General features: G+C 73.6%; 25 protein-coding genes and 1 pseudogene. 17 read left to right on the top strand and 9 right to left on the bottom strand.

The features are described from left to right. Positions 1-19 precede the first annotated feature (19 nt). On the bottom strand, positions 20-967 hold the full coding sequence (locus ACWH4W_RS25665; protein ID WP_473078215.1) for an NAD(P)/FAD-dependent oxidoreductase: 948 nt from the start codon (positions 965-967) through the stop codon (positions 20-22). A gap of 78 nt (positions 968-1,045) precedes the next feature. Here ACWH4W_RS25665 and ACWH4W_RS25660 point away from each other — a divergent pair, with 78 nt between their 5' ends. The 6 genes from ACWH4W_RS25660 (at position 1,046) to ACWH4W_RS25635 (ending at position 6,292) form a co-directional block, all read left to right on the top strand. Continuing rightward, the gene (locus ACWH4W_RS25660; protein ID WP_473078214.1) at positions 1,046-1,621 is read left to right on the top strand and encodes a helix-turn-helix domain-containing protein; all 576 of its coding nucleotides are present in this window, start codon (positions 1,046-1,048) and stop codon (positions 1,619-1,621) included. Between the two features lie 103 nt (positions 1,622-1,724). Then, the gene (locus tag ACWH4W_RS25655) at positions 1,725-2,702 is read left to right on the top strand and encodes an NADPH:quinone oxidoreductase family protein (protein WP_473078213.1); all 978 of its coding nucleotides are present in this window, start codon (positions 1,725-1,727) and stop codon (positions 2,700-2,702) included. After that, complete coding sequence (locus tag ACWH4W_RS25650; RefSeq protein ID WP_473078212.1) at positions 2,699-3,880, top strand: acyl-CoA dehydrogenase family protein; 1,182 nt, start codon at positions 2,699-2,701, stop codon at positions 3,878-3,880. The genes ACWH4W_RS25655 and ACWH4W_RS25650 overlap by 4 nt, the downstream gene beginning before the upstream one ends. Further along, complete coding sequence (locus ACWH4W_RS25645; protein WP_473078211.1) at positions 3,877-4,962, top strand: acyl-CoA dehydrogenase family protein; 1,086 nt, start codon at positions 3,877-3,879, stop codon at positions 4,960-4,962. The genes ACWH4W_RS25650 and ACWH4W_RS25645 overlap by 4 nt, the downstream gene beginning before the upstream one ends. Positions 4,963-5,131: 169 nt before the next feature. Then, positions 5,132-5,995, top strand: a complete 864-nt coding sequence (locus ACWH4W_RS25640; RefSeq protein ID WP_473078210.1) for a phosphatidylinositol-specific phospholipase C/glycerophosphodiester phosphodiesterase family protein — start codon at positions 5,132-5,134, stop codon at positions 5,993-5,995. Positions 5,996-6,097: 102 nt separating this feature from the next. Next, complete coding sequence (locus ACWH4W_RS25635; RefSeq protein ID WP_473078209.1) at positions 6,098-6,292, top strand: hypothetical protein; 195 nt, start codon at positions 6,098-6,100, stop codon at positions 6,290-6,292. Between the two features lie 289 nt (positions 6,293-6,581). Here ACWH4W_RS25635 and ACWH4W_RS25630 read toward each other — a convergent pair whose 3' ends face one another. After that, positions 6,582-7,790 (bottom strand): ROK family protein, encoded by a 1,209-nt coding sequence (locus ACWH4W_RS25630; protein WP_473078208.1) that lies wholly within the window; start codon positions 7,788-7,790, stop codon positions 6,582-6,584. 94 nt (positions 7,791-7,884) lie between these two features. Beyond that, complete coding sequence (gene xylB / locus ACWH4W_RS25625) at positions 7,885-9,330, bottom strand: xylulokinase (protein WP_473078207.1); 1,446 nt, start codon at positions 9,328-9,330, stop codon at positions 7,885-7,887. Between the two features lie 114 nt (positions 9,331-9,444). Between xylB and xylA the strand changes: the two genes are divergently transcribed. From xylA to ACWH4W_RS25610, 3 genes are all read left to right on the top strand, one after another. Then, on the top strand, positions 9,445-10,611 hold the full coding sequence (xylA, locus tag ACWH4W_RS25620; protein ID WP_290009234.1) for a xylose isomerase: 1,167 nt from the start codon (positions 9,445-9,447) through the stop codon (positions 10,609-10,611). Positions 10,612-10,942: 331 nt separating this feature from the next. After that, the gene (locus ACWH4W_RS25615) at positions 10,943-11,437 is read left to right on the top strand and encodes a hypothetical protein (RefSeq protein ID WP_473078206.1); all 495 of its coding nucleotides are present in this window, start codon (positions 10,943-10,945) and stop codon (positions 11,435-11,437) included. A 256-nt stretch (positions 11,438-11,693) separates the two neighbouring features. Beyond that, positions 11,694-11,876 carry a hypothetical protein gene (locus ACWH4W_RS25610; RefSeq protein ID WP_106415338.1) on the top strand — a complete coding sequence of 61 codons (183 nt, stop codon included), beginning with the start codon at positions 11,694-11,696 and terminating at the stop codon, positions 11,874-11,876. Positions 11,877-12,283: 407 nt separating this feature from the next. Here the strand turns inward: ACWH4W_RS25610 and ACWH4W_RS25605 are convergent, their stop codons facing one another. From ACWH4W_RS25605 to ACWH4W_RS25595, 3 genes are all read right to left on the bottom strand, one after another. Next, positions 12,284-13,144 carry a hypothetical protein gene (locus ACWH4W_RS25605; protein ID WP_473078205.1) on the bottom strand — a complete coding sequence of 287 codons (861 nt, stop codon included), beginning with the start codon at positions 13,142-13,144 and terminating at the stop codon, positions 12,284-12,286. Positions 13,145-13,365: 221 nt separating this feature from the next. Beyond that, positions 13,366-13,965 carry a class I SAM-dependent methyltransferase gene (locus tag ACWH4W_RS25600; protein ID WP_473078204.1) on the bottom strand — a complete coding sequence of 200 codons (600 nt, stop codon included), beginning with the start codon at positions 13,963-13,965 and terminating at the stop codon, positions 13,366-13,368. A 183-nt stretch (positions 13,966-14,148) separates the two neighbouring features. Further along, positions 14,149-14,583: a PPOX class F420-dependent oxidoreductase gene (locus ACWH4W_RS25595; RefSeq protein ID WP_473078203.1), complete on the bottom strand. Its 435-nt coding sequence runs from the start codon at positions 14,581-14,583 to the stop codon at positions 14,149-14,151. 107 nt (positions 14,584-14,690) lie between these two features. Between ACWH4W_RS25595 and ACWH4W_RS25590 the strand changes: the two genes are divergently transcribed. From ACWH4W_RS25590 to ACWH4W_RS25580, 3 genes and pseudogenes are all read left to right on the top strand, one after another. Beyond that, positions 14,691-14,870, top strand: coding sequence for a hypothetical protein (locus tag ACWH4W_RS25590; RefSeq protein ID WP_473078202.1), 180 nt, complete (start codon positions 14,691-14,693; stop codon positions 14,868-14,870). 6 nt (positions 14,871-14,876) lie between these two features. Further along, complete coding sequence (locus ACWH4W_RS25585; protein ID WP_473078201.1) at positions 14,877-15,185, top strand: DUF4158 domain-containing protein; 309 nt, start codon at positions 14,877-14,879, stop codon at positions 15,183-15,185. Between the two features lie 19 nt (positions 15,186-15,204). Continuing rightward, a pseudogene (locus ACWH4W_RS25580) lies at positions 15,205-15,462 on the top strand (hypothetical protein); the annotation flags it as partial. Here the strand turns inward: ACWH4W_RS25580 and ACWH4W_RS25575 are convergent. Continuing rightward, a complete protein-coding gene (locus ACWH4W_RS25575; protein ID WP_473078200.1) occupies positions 15,463-15,906 on the bottom strand; it encodes an Rrf2 family transcriptional regulator in 444 nt (147 codons plus the stop codon). It lies immediately after the preceding pseudogene. 161 nt (positions 15,907-16,067) lie between these two features. On the opposite strand from ACWH4W_RS25575, the gene ACWH4W_RS25570 reads away from it, so the two are divergent. The 3 genes from ACWH4W_RS25570 to mihF all read left to right on the top strand — a co-directional run bounded on the left by ACWH4W_RS25570 (position 16,068) and on the right by mihF (position 18,274). Next, positions 16,068-16,538, top strand: a complete 471-nt coding sequence (locus tag ACWH4W_RS25570) for a nuclear transport factor 2 family protein (protein WP_164367171.1) — start codon at positions 16,068-16,070, stop codon at positions 16,536-16,538. Between the two features lie 694 nt (positions 16,539-17,232). Beyond that, positions 17,233-17,889, top strand: coding sequence for a hypothetical protein (locus tag ACWH4W_RS25565; RefSeq protein ID WP_473078199.1), 657 nt, complete (start codon positions 17,233-17,235; stop codon positions 17,887-17,889). 34 nt (positions 17,890-17,923) lie between these two features. Beyond that, a complete protein-coding gene (gene mihF / locus ACWH4W_RS25560) occupies positions 17,924-18,274 on the top strand; it encodes an integration host factor, actinobacterial type (RefSeq protein ID WP_473078198.1) in 351 nt (116 codons plus the stop codon). Positions 18,275-18,319: 45 nt separating this feature from the next. On the opposite strand, the gene ACWH4W_RS25555 is transcribed toward mihF, so the two are convergent. After that, entirely contained in the window at positions 18,320-18,664 is a 345-nt protein-coding gene (locus tag ACWH4W_RS25555; RefSeq protein ID WP_473078197.1) for a hypothetical protein, read from the bottom strand. Between the two features lie 323 nt (positions 18,665-18,987). Between ACWH4W_RS25555 and ACWH4W_RS25550 the strand changes: the two genes are divergently transcribed. Further along, on the top strand, positions 18,988-19,395 hold the full coding sequence (locus tag ACWH4W_RS25550; RefSeq protein WP_473078196.1) for a roadblock/LC7 domain-containing protein: 408 nt from the start codon (positions 18,988-18,990) through the stop codon (positions 19,393-19,395). Between the two features lie 127 nt (positions 19,396-19,522). Next, positions 19,523-20,590, top strand: a complete 1,068-nt coding sequence (locus tag ACWH4W_RS25545) for a DUF6397 family protein (RefSeq protein WP_473078195.1) — start codon at positions 19,523-19,525, stop codon at positions 20,588-20,590. Between the two features lie 192 nt (positions 20,591-20,782). On the opposite strand, the gene ACWH4W_RS25540 is transcribed toward ACWH4W_RS25545, so the two are convergent. Next, the gene (locus ACWH4W_RS25540; RefSeq protein WP_473078194.1) at positions 20,783-21,649 is read right to left on the bottom strand and encodes an acyl-CoA thioesterase; all 867 of its coding nucleotides are present in this window, start codon (positions 21,647-21,649) and stop codon (positions 20,783-20,785) included. Positions 21,650-21,654: the final 5 nt, after the last annotated feature.

The following is a 21,654-nucleotide window of genomic DNA, read 5'->3' as shown; positions in this document are numbered from 1 at the left end:
TACACCTCCGGCGGAGCGGTCATCCGGTGAGCGTCGCGTCCAGGTCCGCCATCCGCAGGTCGCCGACGATCGCGGCGGCCGCCCGGTAGCCGCCGCTCGCCGCGTGCACCACCTGCTCGGCGAAGCCGATCGCGTTGCCCGCCGCCCACACGCCCGGCACGCTGGTCAGCCCGTTCGGGTCGACCACCGGGTACGTCCCGAACGGCGTCTCGCGCATCTCCGCGCCCAACCGCTCCAGCAGCCCCGTCCGCGGGAGCGGGCGCGGTGCGACGAACAGCACCGACCGGGAGTGCACCGTGCCGTCGGCCATCCGCACGCCGGTGAGCCGGTCGTCCTCGACCTCCAGAGCGGCGACCTCGCCCGGCACCACGCCCACCCCGGCCGCGGCCAGCCGGCGCAGGTCCAGGTCGGACAGCTCCTCCTCGGCGACCCGGTGCAGGAAGAAGCTGACGTCCTTCGACCACCGGGACACCATCAGCGCCTGGTGCACGCCCGCCGCGCTCGACGCGAGCACCCCGAAGGGCCGGTCGCGCACCTCCCAGCCGTGGCAGAACGGGCAGTGCAGCACGTCCCGCCCGAACCGCTCGGCGACCCCGGGGACGTCCGGCAGCTCGTCCTTCAGCCCGGTCGCCACGACCAGCCGCCGGGCGCGCACCCTCCCGCCCCCGTCCAGCGTCACCGTGAAGTCCTCGCCGGGGGCGGCGTCCACGACGCGGTCGCGGACGAGGTCCACCCCGTAGGCCGCGATCTCCTCCCGGCCGAGCGCCAGGAAGTCCGCCGGCGCCATCCCGTCCCGGCTCAGGTAACCCTGCATGTGCGCCGAGGGCGCGTTGCGCGGTTCGCCCGCGTCGACCACCAGCGTGCGGTGCCGGGCCCGTCCCAGCACCAGCGCGGCCGACAGTCCCGCCGCGCCTCCGCCCACCACGACCACGTCGTAGCGGCTGTCCCTGCGATCCGTCTCGGTCATCGTGACCACCTCCACGACCGACGGTCGCCCCAGACCCCACGGATTGACAAACGAGGTTGCCGAAACTGCAATGTCCGCATGGTGATAGACGACGTTCTCGCGGAAGTGGGCCCCCGGCTGCGCCGGATCAGGAAGGAGCGGGAGGTGACGCTCGCGGCGCTGGCGGAGGCGACCGGCATCTCCGTGAGCACCCTGTCCCGGCTGGAGTCCGGGCAGCGCAAACCCGGCCTGGACCTGCTGCTGCCCATCGCGCAGGCCCACCAGGTGCCGCTGGACGAGCTGGTCGGCGCGCCCCCGGCGGGCGATCCGCGGGTGCGTGCCCGGCCGATCGAGCGCGGCGGGCGCACCCACTGGCCGCTCACCCGGCAGCCCGGCGGGCTCCAGGCGTACAAGGTGCTCGAACCGAAGCGGAGGCTGGAGCCCGACCCGCGCACCCACGAGGGCTACGAGTGGCTGTACGTGCTCTCCGGGAAGCTGCGGCTGGTGCTGGGCGACCACGACGTGGTGCTGACGGCGGGGGAGGCGGCCGAGTTCGACACGCGGGTGCCGCACTGGTTCGGGTCGACGGGGGAGGGGCCGGTGGAGTTCCTCAGCCTTTTCGGGCCGCAGGGGGAGCGGATGCACGTGCGGGCGCGGCCGAAGGGCAAGGGGTGAGCCGGCCGGCGGGCGCGGGACGGTTCCCTTGAGGCAAGCGACCGCTTAGTATGCGGAGACCCGGTCAGCGAAGACGACGTTCACCGTCCCGTGGAGGCCCCGCATGCAGGCATGGCAAGTGCACGAACTCGGCGAGCCGGGCGAGGTGATGCGCCTCGCGGACGTCGGGCGGCCGGCGCCCGGCGAGGGGCAGGTGCTGCTCCGGGTGCGCGCCGCCAACATCAACTTCCCGGACGCCCTGATGTGCCGGGGGCACTACCAGGTCCGGCCGCCGCTGCCGTTCACCCCGGGCGTGGAGATCTGCGGCGAGACCGAGGACGGCCGCCGGGTGCTCGCCAATCCGGTGCTGCCGCACGGCGGTTTCGCCGAGTACGCCGTCGCGGACGCCGCCGCGCTGCTGCCCGCCCCGGACGCGCTGGACGACGCCGAGGCCGCGGCCCTGCACATCGGCTACCAGACCGCCTGGTTCGCCCTGCACCGCCGGGCCCGCCTGGAGGCCGGCGAGACCCTGCTCGTGCACGCCGCCGCGGGCGGGGTGGGCAGCGCCGCCGTGCAGCTCGGCAAGGCGGCCGGCGCCACCGTCGTCGGTGTGGCGGGCGGCGCCGACAAGGCCGCCGTGGCCCGCGGCCTGGGCTGCGACGTGGTGATCGACCGGCGCGAGCAGGACGTCGTCGCCGCGGTCAAGGAGGCCACCGGCGGACGCGGCGCGGACGTGATCTTCGACCCCGTCGGCGGCGAGGCCTACGCCCAGTCCGCCAAGACCGTCGCCTTCGAGGGCAGGATCGTGATCATCGGCTTCGCCAGCGGCACCATCCCCAGCCCCGGCCTCAACCACGCCCTGATCAAGAACTACGCGATCCTCGGCCTCCACTGGGGCTTGTACAACACCAAGGACCCCAAGCTGGTCCGGGACTGCCACGAACAGCTCACCGACCTCGCCGCCCGGGGCGCGATCAAGCCGCTGGTGAGCGAGCGCGTGCCGCTCGCCGGGGCCGCCGACGCCGTGCAGCGGGTCGTCGAGGGCGTCACCACCGGCCGCGTCACCGTGCTGCCGTCCGGGGAGAACGGAGCCACCGCATGACCGACGCCGACGAACTGCGCCGCCGTACCCGCGAGTTGCTGGCCGCGCACCCGCCCGCCGAGACGGAGCGCCTGGACTTCCTGCGCGCCCGCTTCGACGCCGGACTCGCCTGGGTCCACTTCCCCGAAGGGCTCGGCGGCCTCGGCCTGCCGCGCTCGCTCCAGGCCGTCGTGGACGCCGAGCTGGAGGCCGCCGGCGCCCCCGACAACGACCCGCGCCGCATCGGCATCGGCCTGGGCATGGCCGCCCCGACGATCCTCCAGTACGGCACCGAGGAGCAGAAGGCGCGCTTCCTGAAGCCGCTGTGGACCGGGGAGGAGGTCTGGTGCCAGCTCTTCAGCGAGCCCGGCGCCGGCTCCGACCTGGCCGCGCTCGGCACCCGCGCCGTCCGCGAGGGAGACACGTGGGTGGTCGACGGGCAGAAGGTGTGGACGTCCAGCGCCCACCTCGCCCGCTGGGCCATCCTCATCGCGCGCACCGACCCGGGCGTGCCCAAGCACCGGGGCATCACCTACTTCGTGTGCGACATGACCGACCCCGGTGTCGAGGTGCGGCCGCTGCGCCAGATCACCGGCGAGGCCGAGTTCAACGAGGTGTTCCTCACCGGCGTCCGCATCCCCGACGCCCACCGCCTCGGCGAGGTCGGCGACGGCTGGCGGGTCGCCCAGACCACCCTGAACAACGAGCGCGTCGCCATCGGCGGGATGCGGCTGCCCCGCGAGGGCGGCATGATCGGCCCGGTCGCCAGGACCTGGCGCGAACGCCCCGGACTGCGCACCCACGACCTGCACCAGCGGCTGCTGAAGCTGTGGGTCGAGGCGGAGGTCGCCCGGCTCACCGGCGAACGCCTGCGCCAGCAGCTCGTCGCCGGACAGCCCGGCCCCGAGGGCGCCGGCATGAAGCTCGCGTTCGCCCGCCTCAACCAGGAGATCAGCGGACTGGAGGTGGAACTGCGCGGCGAGGAGGGCCTGTTGTACGACGACTGGACCATGCGCCGCCCCGACCACGTCGACTTCACCGGCCGTGACGCCGGCTACCGCTACCTGCGCTCCAAGGGCAACAGCATCGAGGGCGGGACCAGCGAGGTCCTGCTGAACATCGTCGCCGAGCGCGTCCTGGGCCTGCCCGCCGAGCCGCGCACCGACAAGGACGTCGCCTGGAAGGACCTCGCCCGATGAGCAACCGTCCCGACCTGCTGTACTCGGAGGAGGAAGAGGCGCTGCGCGCCGCCGTCCGGGACCTGCTCACCGACCACTGCGACACGACGGCCGTGCTGGCCCGCGCCGAGTCGGACGCGCCGCACGACCCGGCCCTGTGGAAGACCCTCGCCGAGGGCATGGGCCTCGCCGGGCTGCTGGTCCCCGAGGACCGGGGCGGCCAGGGCGCGACCCACCGCGAAGCCGCCGTCGTGCTGGAGGAGCTGGGCCGCGCGGTCGCCCCCGTGCCGTACCTGACGAGCGCCGTGGTGGCCACCGAGGCACTGCTGGCCTGTGCGGACGGCGACGACGTGCTCGCCGGCCTGGCGTCCGGACGCCGGATCGGCGCGCTCGCGGTCGGACTGCACACCGCCCCCGGCGCACCGTTCGCCACCGTCCGCGTGGACGACGGCACCCTGCACGGCGAGCTGACGGGCATCGCGGACGCCGCCGTCGCCGACGTCCTGCTGGTGCCGGCGGACGACGGCGGGCTGTACGCGGTGACGGCCGACGCGGTCACCGTCACCCCGCAGACGTCCCTCGACCTCACCCGGCCCCTCGCCCGCGTCACTCTCGACGCCGCGCCCGGCCACCGCGTCGGTGACGCGGAGCCCGCCGTACGACGCGCCCTGCGGGCCGGGGCGGGACTGCTCGCCTCGGAACAACTGGGGATCGCCGAATGGGCGTTGACCGAAACCGTGCGGTACCTGAAGGAGCGCACGCAGTTCAACCGGCCCGTCGGCGGCTTCCAGGCGCTCAAGCACCGGCTCGCGCAGCTGTGGCTGGAGACCGTCCACCTCCGCGCCGCCGCACGGGCCGCCGCCGACGCCCTCGCGACCGGCGAGGATACGGAGGTCTCGGTCACCGTGGCGCAGGCCTTCGCCGCGCCCGTCACCGTCCGCGCCGCCGAGGAGGCCCTGCAACTGCACGGCGGCATCGGCATGACCTGGGAACATCCGGTGCACCTGCGCCTCAAGCGCGCCAAGGCCGACTCGATCGCCTACGGCACGGCGGGCGCGCACCGGGAGGCGCTGGCGGAGCTGGTGGATCTGCGCGCGCCCTGACGGGTGTCCAGTCGGCGGCCCGCCCTCCCCCGTCCGGGGTGGGCGGGCCGCCGCTCGTGGGTGAACGGCCGACGGCGAACCGGCCAACTCCTCGCACGTCTCTGCTCCTTGTGCGCGGCGGGACCCCATACTCACCGGGACCCCGTACAGCACTTCAGGGAGGCAGAGCATGGCCCTCACCACCCGTCGCAGAGCCCTCACCGCCCTCGGCGCCGCCCTCGCGACCCCGGTCGCCCTCCCCGCGGCCCAGGCGCTGGCCGGTCAGCACCCGCGCCGCGCCCGCCCGTTGTGGCGCGCCCACGCGCACAACGACTACGAGCACCCCCGCCCGCTGTCCGACGCCCTCGACCACCGCTTCGGCAGTGTCGAGGCGGACATCCACCTCGTGGACGGACGGCTGCTGGTCGCCCACGACCCCGAGGACCTCGACCCCGCCCGCACCCTGGAGTCGCTGTACCTGAACCCGCTCGCCGCCCGCGTCCGCGCCCACCGCGGCACGGTGTACCGGGGCCACCGCGGATCGCTCCAACTCCTCATCGACCTCAAGACCGAGGGCGCCTCCACCTACGCGGAACTCGACCGCCGACTGCGGCGCCACAAGGGCCTGTTCACGACATACGCGCACGGCAGGGTGTTCCCCGGGCCGGTCACCGCCGTCGTCTCCGGCGACCGCGCCGCCCGCGCGCCCATGGAGGCCCAGCGGATCCGCCACGCCTTCTACGACGGCCGGCTCACCGACCTCGGCGGCCCCGCACCCGCCTCGTTCGCGCCGTTGATCAGCGACAACTGGACCCTCCACTTCACCTGGCAGGGCGTCGGCGTCTTCCCCGAGGCGGAACGCCGGAAGCTGCGCACACTGGTGCGCACGGCTCACGCCCGAGGGCAGCGGGTGCGCTTCTGGGCCACCCCGGACGTGCCGGGTCCCGCCCGTGACGCGCTGTGGGGAGAACTGGTCGCGGCGGACGTCGACCACCTCAACACCGACGACCTCGCGGGACTGGAAGCGTTCCTCGACGCCCACCGGAAGGCGTGACACCACACGTTCGGCGGACAGGTCAGCCGCCCGGACAAACCCTCCGCTACGCCACACTTGCGGCCGAACGCCGCGAAACAGGCGTGGCGGAGGAGGTTGACGATGGCCATTTCCATCTCTGTGGTGCTGCTGCTCTCGGTCCTGGCGGTGATCTTCCTGCGCAACAGCGGGCTGAAGGTCTCCCATGCCCTGGTGTGCCTGCTGCTCGGCTTCTACCTGGCCAGCACCAGCATCGCCCCCACGATCCACAGCGGCCTGACGGCCACGGCGGACATCGTCAGCGGCTTGCGGCCGTGAGAGGGGCGTGAGGGCGGGGCGCCCGCACGCCGCCCAGCTTGCGGGGCGGCCGTACGCCTGGCTTGGGGGTGCCCGCACGCTCCGCTCGCGGGTACCCGTGCGGCAGATGTCGCGGTGAGGCCGGCCGGGTTGTTCGCGGACACCGCGAGACCGCGCGCCGTGGTCGCGGCGGTCCCCTGTTGATCACGGCCACCGGTCAGTCGGCCGGGCGGCCCCGAAGCCGTGTGTCAGCGCGGAGCCGAGGCGGTTCGCGCGGCAGGGCGGTCCCGGGAGGGCGACCTCGCGGGGGTCAGGCCCGTCCGGCCACCACCGCCGGGTCGTCCAGGACACCCCGGACGACCGAGTGGGCGGCGCCCAGCAGCGGGCCCTCGGGGCCCAGGGCGGAGACGGAGACCGGGCAGGCCGGCCCGGCCGTGCGGCGGGCCAGTTCGGCGCGCAGGGAGGGCAGCAGCCAGGGGGAGAGCCCCGACAGGGCGCCGCCCAGGACCACGCTCTCCGGGTCCAGCAGATTGACCGCCCCGGTCAGGGCGATGCCCAGCGCCGTGCCGGCGTCGTGCAGGGCACGCCGTACGGCGGTGTCGCCCTGTTCGGCGCGGCCCGCGAGCAGGCCGACCCGGTCCTCGCCGGGTTCCAGGCCGGCCGCGCGCAGCACCGCCTCCTCGCCGGCGTACTGCTCCAGGCAGCCCCGGCCGCCGCAGGCGCACGACGGGCCGTCGGGCCACACCGGCACATGGCCCAGCTCGCCCGCGAACCCGCGGTTGCCGTGCAGCACCCGCCCGTCCACGATGACCGCCGCGCCGATGCCGATCTCGGCCGACACGTGCAGGAAGTCACGCGGGGCGTCCTCGCCGAGCCACAGTTCGGCGAGCGCGCCGAAGTTGGCCTCGTTGGCCACGGTCAGCGGCAGCGTCGCGGGGAGCAGCGGGCCGAGATCCGCATCCAGCCACCCCAGGTTCGGAGCGCGGACGACGGTCCGGGCGTCGCGGGCCACCAGGCCGGGGACGGCGACGGCGAGCCCGGCCGGCCACAGGCCCTCGCCCTCCGCCTCGGCCACCACCCGGTGGATCAGTTCGGTGAGCTCCCCGAGCACGGGCTCGGGGGAGCGGTCCCGGTTCGGCACGTGCCGCACCGCCCGCGCCCGGACCTGCCCGCGCAGGTCGACCGCGCACACCGCGAGGTGGTCGACGCCGACCTCGGCGCCGATGCCCGCGGGACCCCGCCCGCTGACCGCGAGAGCCGAACCGGGACGGCCCACGCGTCCGGGCCGCTCCGGGCCCAGCTCCTCCAGCAGCCCGGTGCGGATGAGTTCGTCGACCAGCGTGGACACCGCCGCGCGCGTCAGGCCGATCCGGGAGGCGACGGCGGCTCGGGACAGCGGCCCCTCGTCCCGGACGGTGTGCATCACCCGCGACAGGTTGCGGCGGCGCATGCCCTGCTGGGTGTCGGGCAGGCCGCGCCCCTGACCTGCCGGGCGGGCCTCGTGCAGCGGTGTGCTCATTCCTCCGTCAATCCTCGGGTCGGTGCCGTCCGCGCCCGGCGGACGTCCACGGCGGCCGTGACGCGGCCGCCGTGGGGCGGTGGTCGCCGGGGCGTCAGCCGTGGTCCGGGGCGCGCTCCAGCAGCGGGGCCGCGTCGGAGAGTACCCCGGCCAGCCGGGACAGGGTCTCCTCGTCCCGCTCCACCGCGTCCAGCACCGGCCCGGCCGCCGTGTCCCAGCGCCGGGCGACCGCGGCCGGGTCCTCCCCGGTGAGCAGCCCGGCCGCCTGGGCCGCCGCGCCGAGCGCGACCAGCTCCTTCGCCTCGGGCACCTGCACGGGCCGCCCGGACAGCCGCCGTACGGTCTGCTGCCAGGCCGTGCCGCGGGCGCCGCCGCCGATCAGCAGCAGAGGCGTCGACGGGTCGGCGTCCTCGTCGAGGACCAGGTCGAGCGCGGCCAGCAGGGAGTGGACGGCGCCGTCGTAGGCGGCCTGGAGCAGCTGGCCGCCGGTGGTGTCGTGCCGCAGACCGTGCAACAGACCCGAGGAATGCGGGAGGTTGGGGGTGCGCTCGCCGTCCAGGAAGGGCAGCAGCGTGATGCCGCGGCCCGGTTCGACGGCCTCGCGGTCCAGACCCAGCAGGTCGGCGACCCGGTCCACGGCGAGCGTGCAGTTGAGGGTGCAGGCCAGCGGCAGCCAGTCGCCGCGCGCGTCGGCGAAGCCCGCCACCGTGCCGGTCGGATCGGCGGGCCGCCGCTCCGACACCGCGTACACGGTGCCCGACGTGCCGAGGCTCATCACCGGCGTGCCGGGGCGCACCCCGAGGCCCAGCGCGGCAGCGGCGTTGTCGCCTGTGCCGCACGCCACCAGCGTGCCCTTGGAGAACGGCAGATCATGCGCGTCGCGCACGGTGCCGGCCACCTCGCCCGGCCGCACCACGCGCGGCAGCAGCGCCGGGTCCAGCCCGACGTGCGCCAGGATCTCCTCGTCGTACGCCTCCGTGGCGGACGCCCACCAGCCGGTGCCCGAGGCGTCGCCGCGGTCGGTGGTGCCCTGCCCGGTGAGCCGCTCGGTCAGATAGTCGTGGGGCAGCCGCACCGCCTTGGTGGCGCGCACCGCGTCCGGCTCGTGCTCCGCCAGCCAGGCCCACTTGGTGACCGTGAAGGACGCGGTCGGCAGGCTGCCGGTCCGCTCGGCCCACGCCTTCGCGCCGCCCAGCTCCTCCACCAGCCGGCTCGCCTGCGGGGCGGACCGCACGTCGTTCCACAGCAGCGCCGGGCGGACCGGCTCGCCGTGCCCGTCCAGCGTGACCAGCCCGTGCTGCTGCCCGCCGATCGACACCGCCGCGGCCTCGTGCGCCGCCTCGCCGCACTGCCGCAGCGCCTCGGTCAGGGCGTCCCACCACTGACGCGGATCGCTCTCCCGCCCCGCGCCCGAGGTCACCGTGTGCGGCGCCTGGCCGCTCGCGACGACCCTGCCGGTCGCCACGTCGACGACCAGGGCCTTGGTGGACTGGGTGGATGTGTCCACGCCGACGACGAGCGGACCCTCGGCTGCTGACATCGGTCTCTCCCTCTTCCGCGCCCCGGCGGGGTGTGTCTCTTCCCAGAAATGTTCCTGCATACTAATTTGTAAACCGCCATGACGAAATAGTCTCAGCGAGCAAGGAGCCGCGGCATGAGCTACCAGCCCACCCCCGAGGACAAGTTCACGTTCGGCCTGTGGACCGTCGGCTGGCAGGGACGGGACCCCTTCGGCGACGCCACCCGCGGCGCCCTCGACCCGGCCGAGTCCGTCCGCCGCCTCGCCGAGCTCGGCGCCCACGGCGTGACCTTCCACGACGACGACCTCATCCCCTTCGGCGCGAGCGACAGCGAGCGCGCCGAGCACATCAAGCGCTTCCGCCAGGCGCTGGACGAGACCGGCATGAAGGTCCCGATGGCGACCACCAACCTGTTCACCCACCCGGTGTTCAAGGACGGCGGCTTCACCGCGAACGACCGTGACGTGCGCCGGTACGCGCTGCGCAAGACCATCCGCAACATCGACCTCGCGGTCGAGCTCGGCGCGCAGACCTACGTCGCCTGGGGCGGTCGCGAGGGCGCCGAGTCCGGCGCCGCGAAGGACGTCCGGGTCGCGCTGGACCGCATGAAGGAGGCCTTCGACCTGCTCGGCGAGTACGTCACCTCCCAGGGCTACGACATCCGCTTCGCCATCGAGCCGAAGCCGAACGAGCCCCGCGGCGACATCCTCCTCCCGACCATCGGCCACGCCCTCGCCTTCATCGAGCGCCTCGAGCGCCCGGAGCTGTACGGGGTCAACCCGGAGGTCGGCCACGAGCAGATGGCCGGGCTCAACTTCCCGCACGGCATCGCCCAGGCCCTGTGGGCGGGCAAGCTGTTCCACATCGACCTCAACGGCCAGTCCGGCATCAAGTACGACCAGGACCTGCGCTTCGGCGCGGGCGACCTGCGCGCCGCGTTCTGGCTGGTCGACCTGCTGGAGTCGGCCGGGTACGAGGGCCCGCGCCACTTCGACTTCAAGCCGCCGCGGACCGAGGACTTCGACGGCGTGTGGGCCTCCGCGGCCGGCTGCATGCGCAACTACCTGATCCTCAAGGAGCGCGCGGCGGCCTTCCGTGCCGACCCGGAGGTCCAGGAGGCGCTGCGCGCCGCCCGCCTGGACCAGCTCGCCCAGCCCACGGCGGCCGACGGCCTCCAGGCGCTGCTCGACGACCGGTCCGCCTTCGAGGACTTCGACCCGGACGCGGCCGCCGCCCGGGGCATGGCCTTCGAGCGCCTCGACCAGCTGGCGATGGACCACCTGCTGGGAGCGCGCGGCTGACGTCCCGCGCGCAGGGGCTCGTCCCTCGGGGCGGGCCCCTGGTCACCGCCGGGTGCCGAGGCGCGCCCCGGTCGCGGTTCGGGCGCCGTGGCTCCGTGGGCCGGGCACGGGGGCGCGGCGCTGTTCGGTCGGTGCGGTCGGTGGGGGTGCGCCCGCGCATGTCCGGGCGTGTCCGGGGCGCCGGGCGTGTCCGGGGCGCGGGGTGTGCGCGGCGCGCGCTGTCCGCGTTGCCTGCGCGGACAGGGGCGTTCCAGGTGCGGGCGCCACGACCGGCGGGCGGTTTTCGTGCCGTCTCCTCGCGCGGGGGCGGGGGCGCGGCGACGATGTGCTCATGGCCACGCCACCGGTACCGCCCCAGCAGCCGCCCGGCCCGCCGGACGGCGCACCGCCGCCGCACGGCGGAGGTTTCGGCCCGCCCTCCTACGGGGACGGATCCGCGTCCGGACCGCCCGACGGCGGCGGAGGCGGGCCGGGGCGCGGGCCCGGCCGGCGCAGGCTGCTGGTCCTGCTGCTCGCCGTGATCGTGGCGGCCCTGGTGGTCGCCATCGCCGTGCTGGTGACGTCGGACGAGGACGGCCCGGCCCCGGAGCCCACCGAGACCGCCACGGACCCGGGGGGCCCATCGCTGGACCTTCCCCCGGATTTCCCCAGCGGGCTGCTGCCCTCGGATTTCCCGAGCGGGCTGCTGCCCTCGGACTTCCCCACGGAACTGCCCTCCGGCTTCCCGACCGCGCTGCCCAGCGACTGGCCGAGCGGTCTGCCCACCGCGCTGCCGAGCGGCCTGGAGTCGCTGCTGCCGGGGTTGGACGGCGCGGACGCGCCCTGATGCTCGGCGCGTCCTGCGGGTACCCCTGAGCTGTGAGGTGGGTCACCATGGTGAGGGGCGGGGCGCGGGCTGCCGGGAGACCCGGGGACCTGTAGACCCGGGACCGGGAGACCTGGGACCGGGGGACCTGGAGGCCTTAGGGGGCACATCTCAGGGATCTTTCAGGGGCGTCTCAAGGTGGCGGCCAGGAACCGCCGCCGGCGCGGACCCGTTTTCACGCCAGAGAGCGGCACTGGCCGCGAAGGAGGCGACACACATGTCGAAGAACGCGAAGATCGCCGCGGGGGGCGTGGCAGCCGGGCTCATTCTGCTCATCTGGCTGCCCTGGTGGGCAGCGCTCCTGATCATCCTGGGAGTCCCGGCAGCCGCCTATCTCGCCCTCGACCCGTCACAGAGGCAACGCCTGCGGCGGGCCGGGCGCAAGGAGCTGGGTCGCTGAGGCATCCGCCTCGGCGTGCGAGGGGCGGGCACCCGCGGGAGCGGTCGTGTGAGCCGCGACCGGGGTGACGCGTCCCGCCGCGAGGTGACGGGCCGGTGCGGGCGCCGCCCCGTCCGCCGGGCGTTCCACCGTGCCCTGCGTCCGGGAGACGTCAGGGTGCGAGGCGCTCCGGCGGTGCGCGCGGCCGGATTCGGTGCCGGCGGTCGCCGCGTCGCCCGCTCGGGCGTCCCGTCCCGCGCACGTGTCGAGTACGCCCGTGTGGGACGGCTGTGGGGCGTGCCCTCCCCGCCCGGCGCTGTGCGCGCCGGGCGAGCCAAGGCGGTCGTACCGCCACCTGATCGCGGCCGGACACGATCCCGGTGACTGCCGCATCCGGCCCGCCAAGGCGTCCTGCCCCGCGCGCCCGCTCACAGCGGCCGTACGGCCATCTCGTCGAGCGCTTCGAGCAGCCCCGGCAGCTCAGGCCCTCGGCGCACCGGAAGCACCTCCCCCGGTTCGTCGTCGAGCAGGACGAAGGCGATGTCGTCCGTCCGGGCCACCAGCGACCACCCGGGTCCGTCCGCGCGCAGGGTGCGCGCACCGCCCGGTGCGAAGGAGGACCGCACCCGGCCCAGCGGCGGCGGCGAGTCGATGTAGGCGCGCGCCTCGGCCAGCGCACGGCGGATTCCGCTGTGCCCGCCCACCGACGCCCCCGCGGCCCCGCCCTCCTTGCCGTGCGCGTCGGTCCCGGAGCCCGCGTCGGTCTCCGGAGCCGCACCGGGCGTCGGGACCGCCGAGTCGTCCACCTGCTCCCGCCACATCGCCCACTGCAGCGCGATCTCGTCGGCCCCCAGACGCCGCTGGGCCGGGCCCCACACCTCCGCATCGGGCGGCGACAGCGGCGGCATGTCCGCCACGTCGGGGGAGGGATCGTGCGGCGCGGGCACGTTCGGCGCCGCCACGGCCACCGCGAGGGGCCAGCCGGGCAGCGCGGCGACGACCGTGCGCTCGTCCGGCGACAGATCGTGCTCCATGCCGCAGTCCCATGACGCGATGGCGACCGCGACCAGCGAGACGTCGTCGACGACCACGGTCCACCGGGCGCCTTCCCCGTCCTGGCCGAGCACCAGCCCGTATCCGTCGGCCACCGGCGGAAGACCGAGCGCCGCGCACGCCTCCGGGTAGTCGTCGCCCAGTACGCTCGGGAACTTCGCGGGCGTCAGCAGCGCCGCCGTCAGTACGTAGAGCGCGTCGTCGGAGGCGACGGCTTCCTCGTCCGTCCCGGTCATCCCAGCCTCCCCATCGGTTCGCCCGTCGGCGCGCACGATATGCCGACCCCGAGGCCGTTGTCACGACCCCGCACCCGTGCCCGGAGCTGCGGGTTCCCAGTCGTACGGGGGCGGACCGACCAGCGCGCGGGCCCGTTCGGGCCCGTTCGGGCCCGTTCGCGGACCCCGCACACAAGTCCTACGGACCCCGCACGCAAGCCCCGCGGAACTCGGAACGCCGCTCAGCCGTCCCGCACCGCCAGCGCCAGGAACCGCGTGTCCTCGTCGGCGTACGACCTCATGCGCCAGCCCGCACGCGTCAGCAGCGCCCGCAGATTCGGCTCGGCGCGCAGGTCGTCCGGGGTGAGCCGACGCCCCTGGCGCGCGGCGAGGGCGGCCCGTCCGACCGGATGGAACAGGGCGAGCACCCCGCCGGGCCGCACCACGCGGCGGATCTCCCGCAGGTTCTCGGCCGGATGCGGCAGATGCGCGATCAGCCCCGCCGCGAACACGGCGTCCAGCGAGGACGGACGCAGGGGCAGCGCCGCCACGTCCGTCAGCAGCAGCGTGCCGTCCCCGTTCCGTCCGGCCCGCACCGCCTCCCGCAGCATCGCCGGCGTCAGATCCGCGCCCAGCACCACCCCGGACGGGCCCACCGCCGCGCGCAGCGCGGGCAGCGCCCGCCCGGTGCCGCAGCCCGCGTCCAGCACCCGGTCGCCCTCGCGCAGCCCCAGCCCGGCGACCGCGGCGGCGTAGGCCGGGCCGTCGTCGGGGAAGCGGCGGTCCCAGTCGGCGGCGCGGGCGCCGAAGAACTCCTGGACGTGTGTGTGGTCGTCGCTCATGTCCGCATGGTTCCCCATCGGAACCGGCGAGACCGTGTGCGCGCGTTCGAACGCGATGCGGCCGGCCCGCGCCGCCGGTGCGTCATCTTCGCGCTGCTGCCCGAACGCGCCCCTCAGCGCGCCTGCGCCCCTGACGTCTCCGGGTCACCACCGGTCTCAACGTCACCCTCGGACGGCCCGATGTCAGTCCGCCACGCCCTTTTCAGTCGGCACCATGTCGATCCGCACCCGGACCAGCAGCCCGCCCGGCACGCCGTTGCGGGCGCCGAACTCCTCGGCGCGCTCCTCGCCCATGTACCGCGCGCCGATCCGGGCGGCCCAGTGCCGCAGTTCCCCGGGGTCCTCCGAGAGACGCGCCCGGCCCTCCAGGGTCACGTACGCGAACGGCGGCCGGTCGTCGTCCACGCAGAGGGCGATCCGCCCGTCACGGGCCAGGTTGCGCCCCTTCACGGTCGCCGTGCCGGTGTTGAACACCACCTCGCCCCCGTCGAGGACGAACCAGACCGGCGCCGGGTGCGGACGGCCGTCGGCCCGGACGGTGGCCGGTTTCCCGGTGCGGGTCCCGTACGAGACGAACTCCCGCCACTCCTCCTGGGGGGTGACCCAGTTACGCGTCAAAGGGGCAATGAGTTGATCTTGAAGCCGTGAGCGTCCGGCCCGTCATCCGTTCGGCTCGGCGTCGTTGGTGGTGATGTTGACCATCGTCTTGGGGCCCGGGGCGGGTTGTGACCTCGATCGAGTGGACCGCGTATCCGCGGTTCAAGCGGCTGATCACCGCGCATGGGCGGCATCTGTTCTTCTCGCCGACTCGTGACGAGCTGGAGTGGGCGGCCGGGGCGACGGACGGGGATGAGCATCTGCTGGCCTTGTTGCTGATGCTGAAGTCGTATCAGCGCATGGGGTGATTTTCGGTGCCGGAGGACGTGCCGGAGCAGGTGGTGGAGTTCGTGCGGCGGCAGGTGGAGCTGCCGGAGGGCACGCTGCCGGTGTACCGGGCGAAGCGGACCGCCAAGCAGCACCGGGGCCTGGTCCGCAAGCGGGTCGGCGTGGCGTACGACCAGGCGGAGGCCCGGCGGATCACCGAGGCGTCGATCTGCAAGGAGGCCGCGGCGAGGAACCGGCCGGCGGGCCTGATCAACATCGCGCTGGAGAAGGTCGTGCAGGACGGGCTGGAGCTGCCGGGGTTCTCCGCCTTCGACAAGATGGCCTTGGCGGGCTGACGCCGCAGAAGGCGACGCCGAGGGCGGCACCCATCTGGTCATCGTGTCGGGGCTGCGCGATGACGAACCGCCCACGGACGACGACGGGTTCGTGACGTACGTCAGGAAGAGGCTGCCGCATCCGCTCCTGCACCGGTGGCTGGACGAGGCCGAGCCCCTCTCGTCGGCGTTCGACTACCGGCGGAGTGCGGGATTCCATCTCCACGCTCACGCCACTCCGCCCCGGTGGGCAGAACCCACGCCGAACCCTACGGTTCGCACGGGGTCGCCCAGCTGATCAGAGAGGCTGGCGAGGTGCCGCGAGCACGTCCCTGAGCACCTTCTCGAGCGTGACGCGGGCCAGTTCGTGTCTCAGGGTCTCCTCGATGTCCTGGTAGATGCCCCGCATGGCCGGCTGGATGCCGTGACCCACCACGCATCCCTGGTCCGGGGTGGTGCGGTGCAGCGCGAACAGCGGGCCGGGTTCCACTGCCTCGTACACGTCGAGCAGGGTGATCGACCCCAGCTCGCGCGCCAGCGACCAGCCCGCGCCCGCGCCCCGCCGGGACTCCACGAGCCCGGCCCTGCGCAGCTCGCCGAGCAGCCTCCTGATCACCACGGGGTTGGTGTTCGCGCTGGCTGCGATCTGCTCGGAGGTGGCGACCTCGTGGCCCTGGCGCTGGTAGAGACCGATCCAGGCCAGCGCATGGGCGGCAATGGTCAGCCTGCTGTTGGCGCTCATGCTCCCTCCTCCGGTCGCAACGCTCCATGTTACGACAGCGCAGTCGTAACAGTGGAGGTTGCGACAATCTGGCGTAACGATTATTGTTACGACAGCCGGGGAGGGCCAATCAAAGACAAGCGCGGATCGTGAGCGTGTTGCGAACTCAAAGGAGAGCAGGAATGGAAAGTAACGAAAAGACCATTCGCGAGGCTTACCGGCTCGCGGAAGGGAGCGTGCTCGACGGTGACGGTTTCCTGGCCTTGTTCACCGAGGGCGGGTCGTTCAACGACATGTCGACCTCGCAGAGTTTCCGCGGAGAGCAGATTCCTCAGGTGATCGCGGGCCTCGCCCGCTCGTTCCCCGATGTGCACCGCGAGCTGCTCGAGGTACATGCGTTCGGTGATGTCGTCGCCGTCGAGTTGCGAATCCAGGGCACGCATCTCGGAGGGTTTCCGACTCCGGTCGGCGAGATCCCGCCGACCGGGAATCGGATCGACGTGCCGGCGGCGGACCTCTGGTACCTCCGTGACGGAAAGATCGAAAGGTTCAATTGCTACAACTCGATGAGCGTGTGGCTTGATCAAATCGGGGTCCACCCCGACTTCAAGTCCGCAGTCGAAGCCACCGAGACAGCAGCCACGACGGCGTAACTCCGCCGGTCAGCGCCGAGTATGCGACAAGGCACCCCCTTCTTCGGGCCGCATGCCCGGCGCTGCTTCTTGAACGAAGTCGTTGTTCGCACCCAACCGCCGACACGACCCGGCAGGCCGACTCATCGCGTATCAGCAGCCCTGGCCGGCAGGTGGGGCGACGACCCACATCGAGTGACGTTCTCCGGGCCCGCCTCCACGAGACACACCGCTGCGACGAGACCCCACCCCGAAGATCATCGAGGTACGCGGGGCCGGACTGCCCTTCCCCATGCCGCCAAGCCCTGCGCATCCGACGCCGACCGTGGACGAGTTCCACGCGTGCGCGGACCGTGGAGGGCTCGGCCTGCCATGAGTCCGTGACGATCACGAGAACCGGCGCGGAGGCCGGCGTGAGAGACGGCACCACCCGCGCCCCTTGCTCCGCCCTTGGGCAGGACGACGACTCCCAGCTCGACGCCTTGCGGGCTGAGGCATCCCGGGGGACAGGATCTTCAGCGAGAAGATCAGCACCCGCGTCCGCGGAGGGCCCGGTTCGAGGAGGCGCTCGTACGGCGCGGGAGGTCAAGGCCCACGCCCCGCACTGCCACGTCATCTTTACCGTGTACGAGATGAAGCGGCTCGGCGCCGTGTACGAGATGAAGCGGCTCGGCCGCGACGCCGCCGAACTCACCGCCCACGGCCTGGTCCTGGAGTGCTCGCCGGGCCCCTGCCCGGCATCTACGACCCCACCGGCCCGGGGAAGCTGCTGTTCGCGTTCTTCGCGGCGATGGCGGAGACCGAGCGGGAGAACGTCCGGGAGGCGACGCTGGAGGGGCTTGACACCGCGGCCCGCAAGGCCAAGCACGGCGGCCGGCCCCCGGTCATCACCGCCGACATGCTCCACACCGTGCTGCGGCGCCGCGCGGGCGGTGAGTCCGTCGAGCAGATCCAGCCCGACCTGATCATCCCCACCGGCAAACGCAAGGGACAGGACCCCTCCGTCGCCGGCCTCCACCGGGCGCTCGCCGCACACGCCAAGCGCGAGGCGTACCCCGAAGCCGTCGAGGCCGCGCACGCCGACTTCGCCGCCCTGAAGGCCAGGGACGTTCCCGCCGCGCGTACGGCGGACCAGCCGGAGCCCACCCGGCACCTCGCGGTCCTCCCGTTCGAAGAGGGCGGCCCGGCCGTCACCGGTGAATGGACCGACGACGCTCCCGCCCCGCGCACGTACCGCGGCTGGGTCGGGCTGTACGGCAGCCAGGACAGCGTGGTCATCCGCCTCATCGAAGTCGGCGACGGCCGCGAACGCGTACTCAAGACCTGGACCGCACAGGGCGAAGTCGGCGCCCCACCAGGGGCAGATCCGTAAGCCTGCTGGTCACCGGCCCGACGGCGGGGTGACGATGGCCGCCGCAACGCCGTACGGGAAGAGGTCCCCGACGGCTCTGCCCGCACTGACCGCCGAGGCCCGCGCCGAAGCGCTGAGGAAAGCCGCCGCTGTCCGCAAGGAGCGCGGCGAGATCCTCGCCCAGCTCAAGGACGGCAAGGTCCCACTGAAGGAGGTGCTGGAGCGCGAGGACACCGTGGTCGGCAAGGTCTACGTCCGCCGCCTGCTGGAGTCGATGCCCGGCATCGGCAAGGTCCGCGCCGCACAGCTCCTGGACGAACTCGAAATCTCCGAGAGCCGCCGCGTCCAGGGCCTGGGCGCCCGGCAGAAGGAACGCCTGCTCGAACTCTTCGCGCCGGCGGCCTGACCACCGCGAACACCAAGCTCCCGGCCGGGGCCCTCCGCTGTCCTTCTACCGCTCCCGCAGCTCGTACGGGTTGATCCCCGCGTACCGGCCGTCCGCCTCAGTCAGGTCGAAGCCTTCCTCCCACGCTGAGGTCTCCGGCCAGTTCACCGGCCCGCCAGCCCGGAACTGCGGATGCTCCCAGCGAGGCTCGCCCACACAGAACGCGTGCACTTGGGGCTGCTCGTCGCCGTTCCGGCGGACGAACTTCTCGTCGTAGATGAGGAAGTGCCCCATGTCGTCGCGGTCCTCGCGGACCTCCTCCGGGAGCGTGACCACCCGGGTCACCTTGTCGTCGTCGCAGTCGACATCGACCATCACCGGCATCACGTACCGGGCCCACCGCTTCGCCACCGCGGCCCCGCCCTTCACCTCGCGTGGTCGGCGGCACGCTACCGGGACTGTACCCACCCAGGGGAGCAAAGGTCAGAGCATCACCCTCGTACGAGGGTGTGGCCTCTCCGGGGCACTCGGGCCGCCCGTCAGGGCTTCAAGATCAACTCATTGCCCCTTTGACGCGTATCTGGGTCACACCCCCTCCTCCGGTCATCTTCTGTCCCATGGCTCTCATCTTCCTTGCCCGCCGCCCGGTCGTGGGGAAGGCTGGCGCAGGGACCCTCCCGACCGGAGGGGACGACACACGGGGCACACGGGGACAACAGGGGGAGACACACGACATGGGGCAGAACCGGCGACTCGACTGGCTGCTGGACGACCTGACCCAGCGCGTCGACCACGTACGGCACGCGCTGATCCTCTCGAACGACGGCCTGGTGACGGGGGCGAGCACCGGCCTGCGCCGCGAGGACGCCGAGCACCTGGCCGCCGTCTCGTCCGGGCTGCACAGCCTCGCCAAGGGCTCGGGGCGGCACTTCGGCGCGGGTGGGGTGCGCCAGACGATGGTCGAGTTCGACGAGGCGGTGCTGTTCGTCACCGCCGCCGGCTCCGGAAGCTGCCTGTGCGTCCTCAGCGGCGCCGAGGCCGACATCGGACACATCGCCTATGAGATGACACTGCTCGTCAACCGGGTCGGCGAGCACCTGGGCGTCGACAGCCGCCGACCGGAGCCGGAACCGGACTCCTGACCTGCGTGTCCGTCGTCGTGACGGAGGTTGTCCACAGGCTCGCCACGCAGCGTGACGAAACGGATACCGTCTTTCCCGGAGCGGGCGCGACCGGCGCCGGCCCTCCACGAACACGGGGGAGACGAGCATGTCCCGACAGTCGACGACCGACACGCAGCGATCCGTCACGGCTTACGACACGGGTGCCGGCCCGGTCGTGGCGAGGGCCGACGCCTGGGTCACGACGGGCCGCGCGACCCGCGAACTCGGTCTGCGGCGCATGGAGTTCGACCTGGCCGTGCGACTCGGCCGGATCCGCACGGGGCCCGGCGGGGCAGCGGGGGAGCGGCGGGTCGCGCGGGCGGAGATCGAGCGGCTGCGCGCCGGACCGGGGTTCCCCGAGACGCTGCGCCACAGCGTGCACGCCGTCGGGACCGCGGAGGGCGCCGCGCTGCTGGGGGTGCCGAAGACCCGGTTCACGCGGCTGGCGAGGCTCGGTCTGCTGGTTCCCGTGGCGTTCTACCTGAACCGCTACCGCGCCGTGGTCTGGCTCTATCTCGCCGACGAGGTGCGGTGCTTCGGCGACGACGAAAAGAACGCGCCACTGCTGACCGGGCGTACGCCCGAAGGGCTGCGCGGTCTGCTGGACGCCGGGACCGACCTGCGGCCCCGCAACTGGCGCAGCAGGCACCTGGGTTTCCTGCTCCGCGAGGCCGAGGACCCCTGGGCACGTGCCGGGGCCGTCGCGTCCTTCCTCGGCCCGCTGCATGTGGCGCAGGTGGTGCGGGACCCCTACGACCGGTCCCGTCTCAACGGGCTCCGCCGCCGACCGCCCGGCAGCGGCGGCGGCCCGGACTCGCCGGGAGCGCAGATCGCGGCCGACCTCATGACGGCCCGCGATCCCGACGAGATCGCCTGGCTGCGGGCCGACCTGGCCCGGCTCGTGGACGAGGCCCGCGCCCACCGCCCGGCTCCTCGGCCGCCCGCGTCCTGCCGGACCGCACCGGCGGCCGAGCGGTCCGCGTCCCGGCCGCCCGTGTCCCCCCGAACCGTACCCGCGCCCCAGGCGTCCGCGTCCCGGCCCGTAAGGTCCGCAAGGCCCGCAACCTCGACCCCGGCCGGTCGGGACACCCCCGCCCCCGCCGACCGAGCCAGACGCCGAGGCCTGCTCGCACGATGGCGTCACCGCCCCGGCCGAGCCGCGACACGCCCATGAGAGGGCGGCGTCCGGCGACTTGAAGCACCCGAGAGCGAGCGACCCCCGGCGACGTGAGAACGGGTGGCGCCAGGCGACTCGAGACGCCGCGAGCGGTGGTGCCGACGACGCGAGACGCCCGCATGCCGCGACGCGCGGTGCGTGGACCGTCCGGTGTGCCCGACGCATCCGGTGACCGAGCCGGCCCCGGACCTACAGCGCCCGGAAGAGCCCTTCCTGGACGACCGAGACCAGCATGCGGCCCTCCCGGTCGTAGATCCGGCCGCGGGCCAGCCCGCGGCCGCCCGTGGCGATGGGTGACTCCTGGTCGTACAGGAACCACTCGTCCGCCCGGAACGGCCGGTGGAACCACATCGCGTGGTCCAGCGACGCCATGTCGAAACCGCGCGGGCCCCACAGCGGCTCCACCGGGATCCGCACCGCGTCCAGCAGCGTCATGTCGCTGGCGTAGGTCAGCGCGCAGGTGTGCACCAGCGGATCGTCACCGAGCGGACCGACCGCGCGCATCCACACCGCGCTGCGCGGCTGGGCGCCCTCGATCTCGTCCGGCTTCCAGCGCAGCCGGTCGACGTAGCGGATGTCGAAGGGCTGGCGGCGGGCCATCCGCTCCAACTGCTCCGGCAGCGCGCCCAGATGCTCGCGGATCTCGTCCGCGACCGTCGGCAGCGACTCGGGGTCCGGCACCTCACGCGCCGGCGGCAACTGGTGCTCGAAACCCCCCTGTTCAGGCTTGTGGAAGGAGGCGGTCAGATTGAAGATCGTGCGGCCCTGCTGCACGGCGGTGACCCGGCGGGTGGTGAACGACCTGCCGTCCCGCACGCGTTCCACCTGGTACACGATCGGCACCCCGGGACGCCCCGGGCGCAGGAAGTACGCGTGCAGCGAGTGCACCGGACGGTCGCCCTCCGTGGTGCGGCCGGCGGCGACCAGCGCCTGGCCCGCGACCTGTCCGCCGAAGACCCGCTGCAGGGACTCCTGCGGGCTGCGGCCGCGGAAGATGTCGACCTCGATCTGCTCCAGGTCGAGCAGGGCGACGAGGCTCTCGGCCGGGTTCGTCATGGGTG

Source organism: Streptomyces sp. DSM 120436 (genome assembly GCF_055778765.1).
This window is presented reverse-complemented; position numbering and strand designations above follow the sequence as displayed.

Excerpts from the sequence above, each read along its gene's own strand:
- xylA (WP_290009234.1), top strand. The coding sequence starts at position 9,445 with ATGAGCTACCAGCCCACCCCCGAGGACAAGTTCACGTTCGGCCTGTGG.
- ACWH4W_RS25615 (WP_473078206.1), top strand. The coding sequence starts at position 10,943 with ATGGCCACGCCACCGGTACCGCCCCAGCAGCCGCCCGGCCCGCCGGAC.
- ACWH4W_RS25600 (WP_473078204.1), bottom strand. The coding sequence starts at position 13,965 with ATGAGCGACGACCACACACACGTCCAGGAGTTCTTCGGCGCCCGCGCC.
- ACWH4W_RS25650 (WP_473078212.1), top strand. The coding sequence starts at position 2,699 with ATGACCGACGCCGACGAACTGCGCCGCCGTACCCGCGAGTTGCTGGCC.
- mihF (WP_473078198.1), top strand. The coding sequence starts at position 17,924 with ATGGCCGCCGCAACGCCGTACGGGAAGAGGTCCCCGACGGCTCTGCCC.
- xylB (WP_473078207.1), bottom strand. The coding sequence starts at position 9,330 with ATGTCAGCAGCCGAGGGTCCGCTCGTCGTCGGCGTGGACACATCCACC.
- ACWH4W_RS25540 (WP_473078194.1), bottom strand. The coding sequence starts at position 21,649 with ATGACGAACCCGGCCGAGAGCCTCGTCGCCCTGCTCGACCTGGAGCAG.
- ACWH4W_RS25575 (WP_473078200.1), bottom strand. The coding sequence starts at position 15,906 with ATGAGCGCCAACAGCAGGCTGACCATTGCCGCCCATGCGCTGGCCTGG.
- ACWH4W_RS25570 (WP_164367171.1), top strand. The coding sequence starts at position 16,068 with ATGGAAAGTAACGAAAAGACCATTCGCGAGGCTTACCGGCTCGCGGAA.
- ACWH4W_RS25630 (WP_473078208.1), bottom strand. The coding sequence starts at position 7,790 with ATGAGCACACCGCTGCACGAGGCCCGCCCGGCAGGTCAGGGGCGCGGC.
- ACWH4W_RS25545 (WP_473078195.1), top strand. The coding sequence starts at position 19,523 with ATGTCCCGACAGTCGACGACCGACACGCAGCGATCCGTCACGGCTTAC.
- ACWH4W_RS25605 (WP_473078205.1), bottom strand. The coding sequence starts at position 13,144 with ATGACCGGGACGGACGAGGAAGCCGTCGCCTCCGACGACGCGCTCTAC.
- ACWH4W_RS25635 (WP_473078209.1), top strand. The coding sequence starts at position 6,098 with ATGGCCATTTCCATCTCTGTGGTGCTGCTGCTCTCGGTCCTGGCGGTG.
- ACWH4W_RS25660 (WP_473078214.1), top strand. The coding sequence starts at position 1,046 with ATGGTGATAGACGACGTTCTCGCGGAAGTGGGCCCCCGGCTGCGCCGG.
- ACWH4W_RS25640 (WP_473078210.1), top strand. The coding sequence starts at position 5,132 with ATGGCCCTCACCACCCGTCGCAGAGCCCTCACCGCCCTCGGCGCCGCC.
- ACWH4W_RS25655 (WP_473078213.1), top strand. The coding sequence starts at position 1,725 with ATGCAGGCATGGCAAGTGCACGAACTCGGCGAGCCGGGCGAGGTGATG.
- ACWH4W_RS25665 (WP_473078215.1), bottom strand. The coding sequence starts at position 967 with ATGACCGAGACGGATCGCAGGGACAGCCGCTACGACGTGGTCGTGGTG.
- ACWH4W_RS25550 (WP_473078196.1), top strand. The coding sequence starts at position 18,988 with ATGGGGCAGAACCGGCGACTCGACTGGCTGCTGGACGACCTGACCCAG.
- ACWH4W_RS25645 (WP_473078211.1), top strand. The coding sequence starts at position 3,877 with ATGAGCAACCGTCCCGACCTGCTGTACTCGGAGGAGGAAGAGGCGCTG.
- ACWH4W_RS25610 (WP_106415338.1), top strand. The coding sequence starts at position 11,694 with ATGTCGAAGAACGCGAAGATCGCCGCGGGGGGCGTGGCAGCCGGGCTC.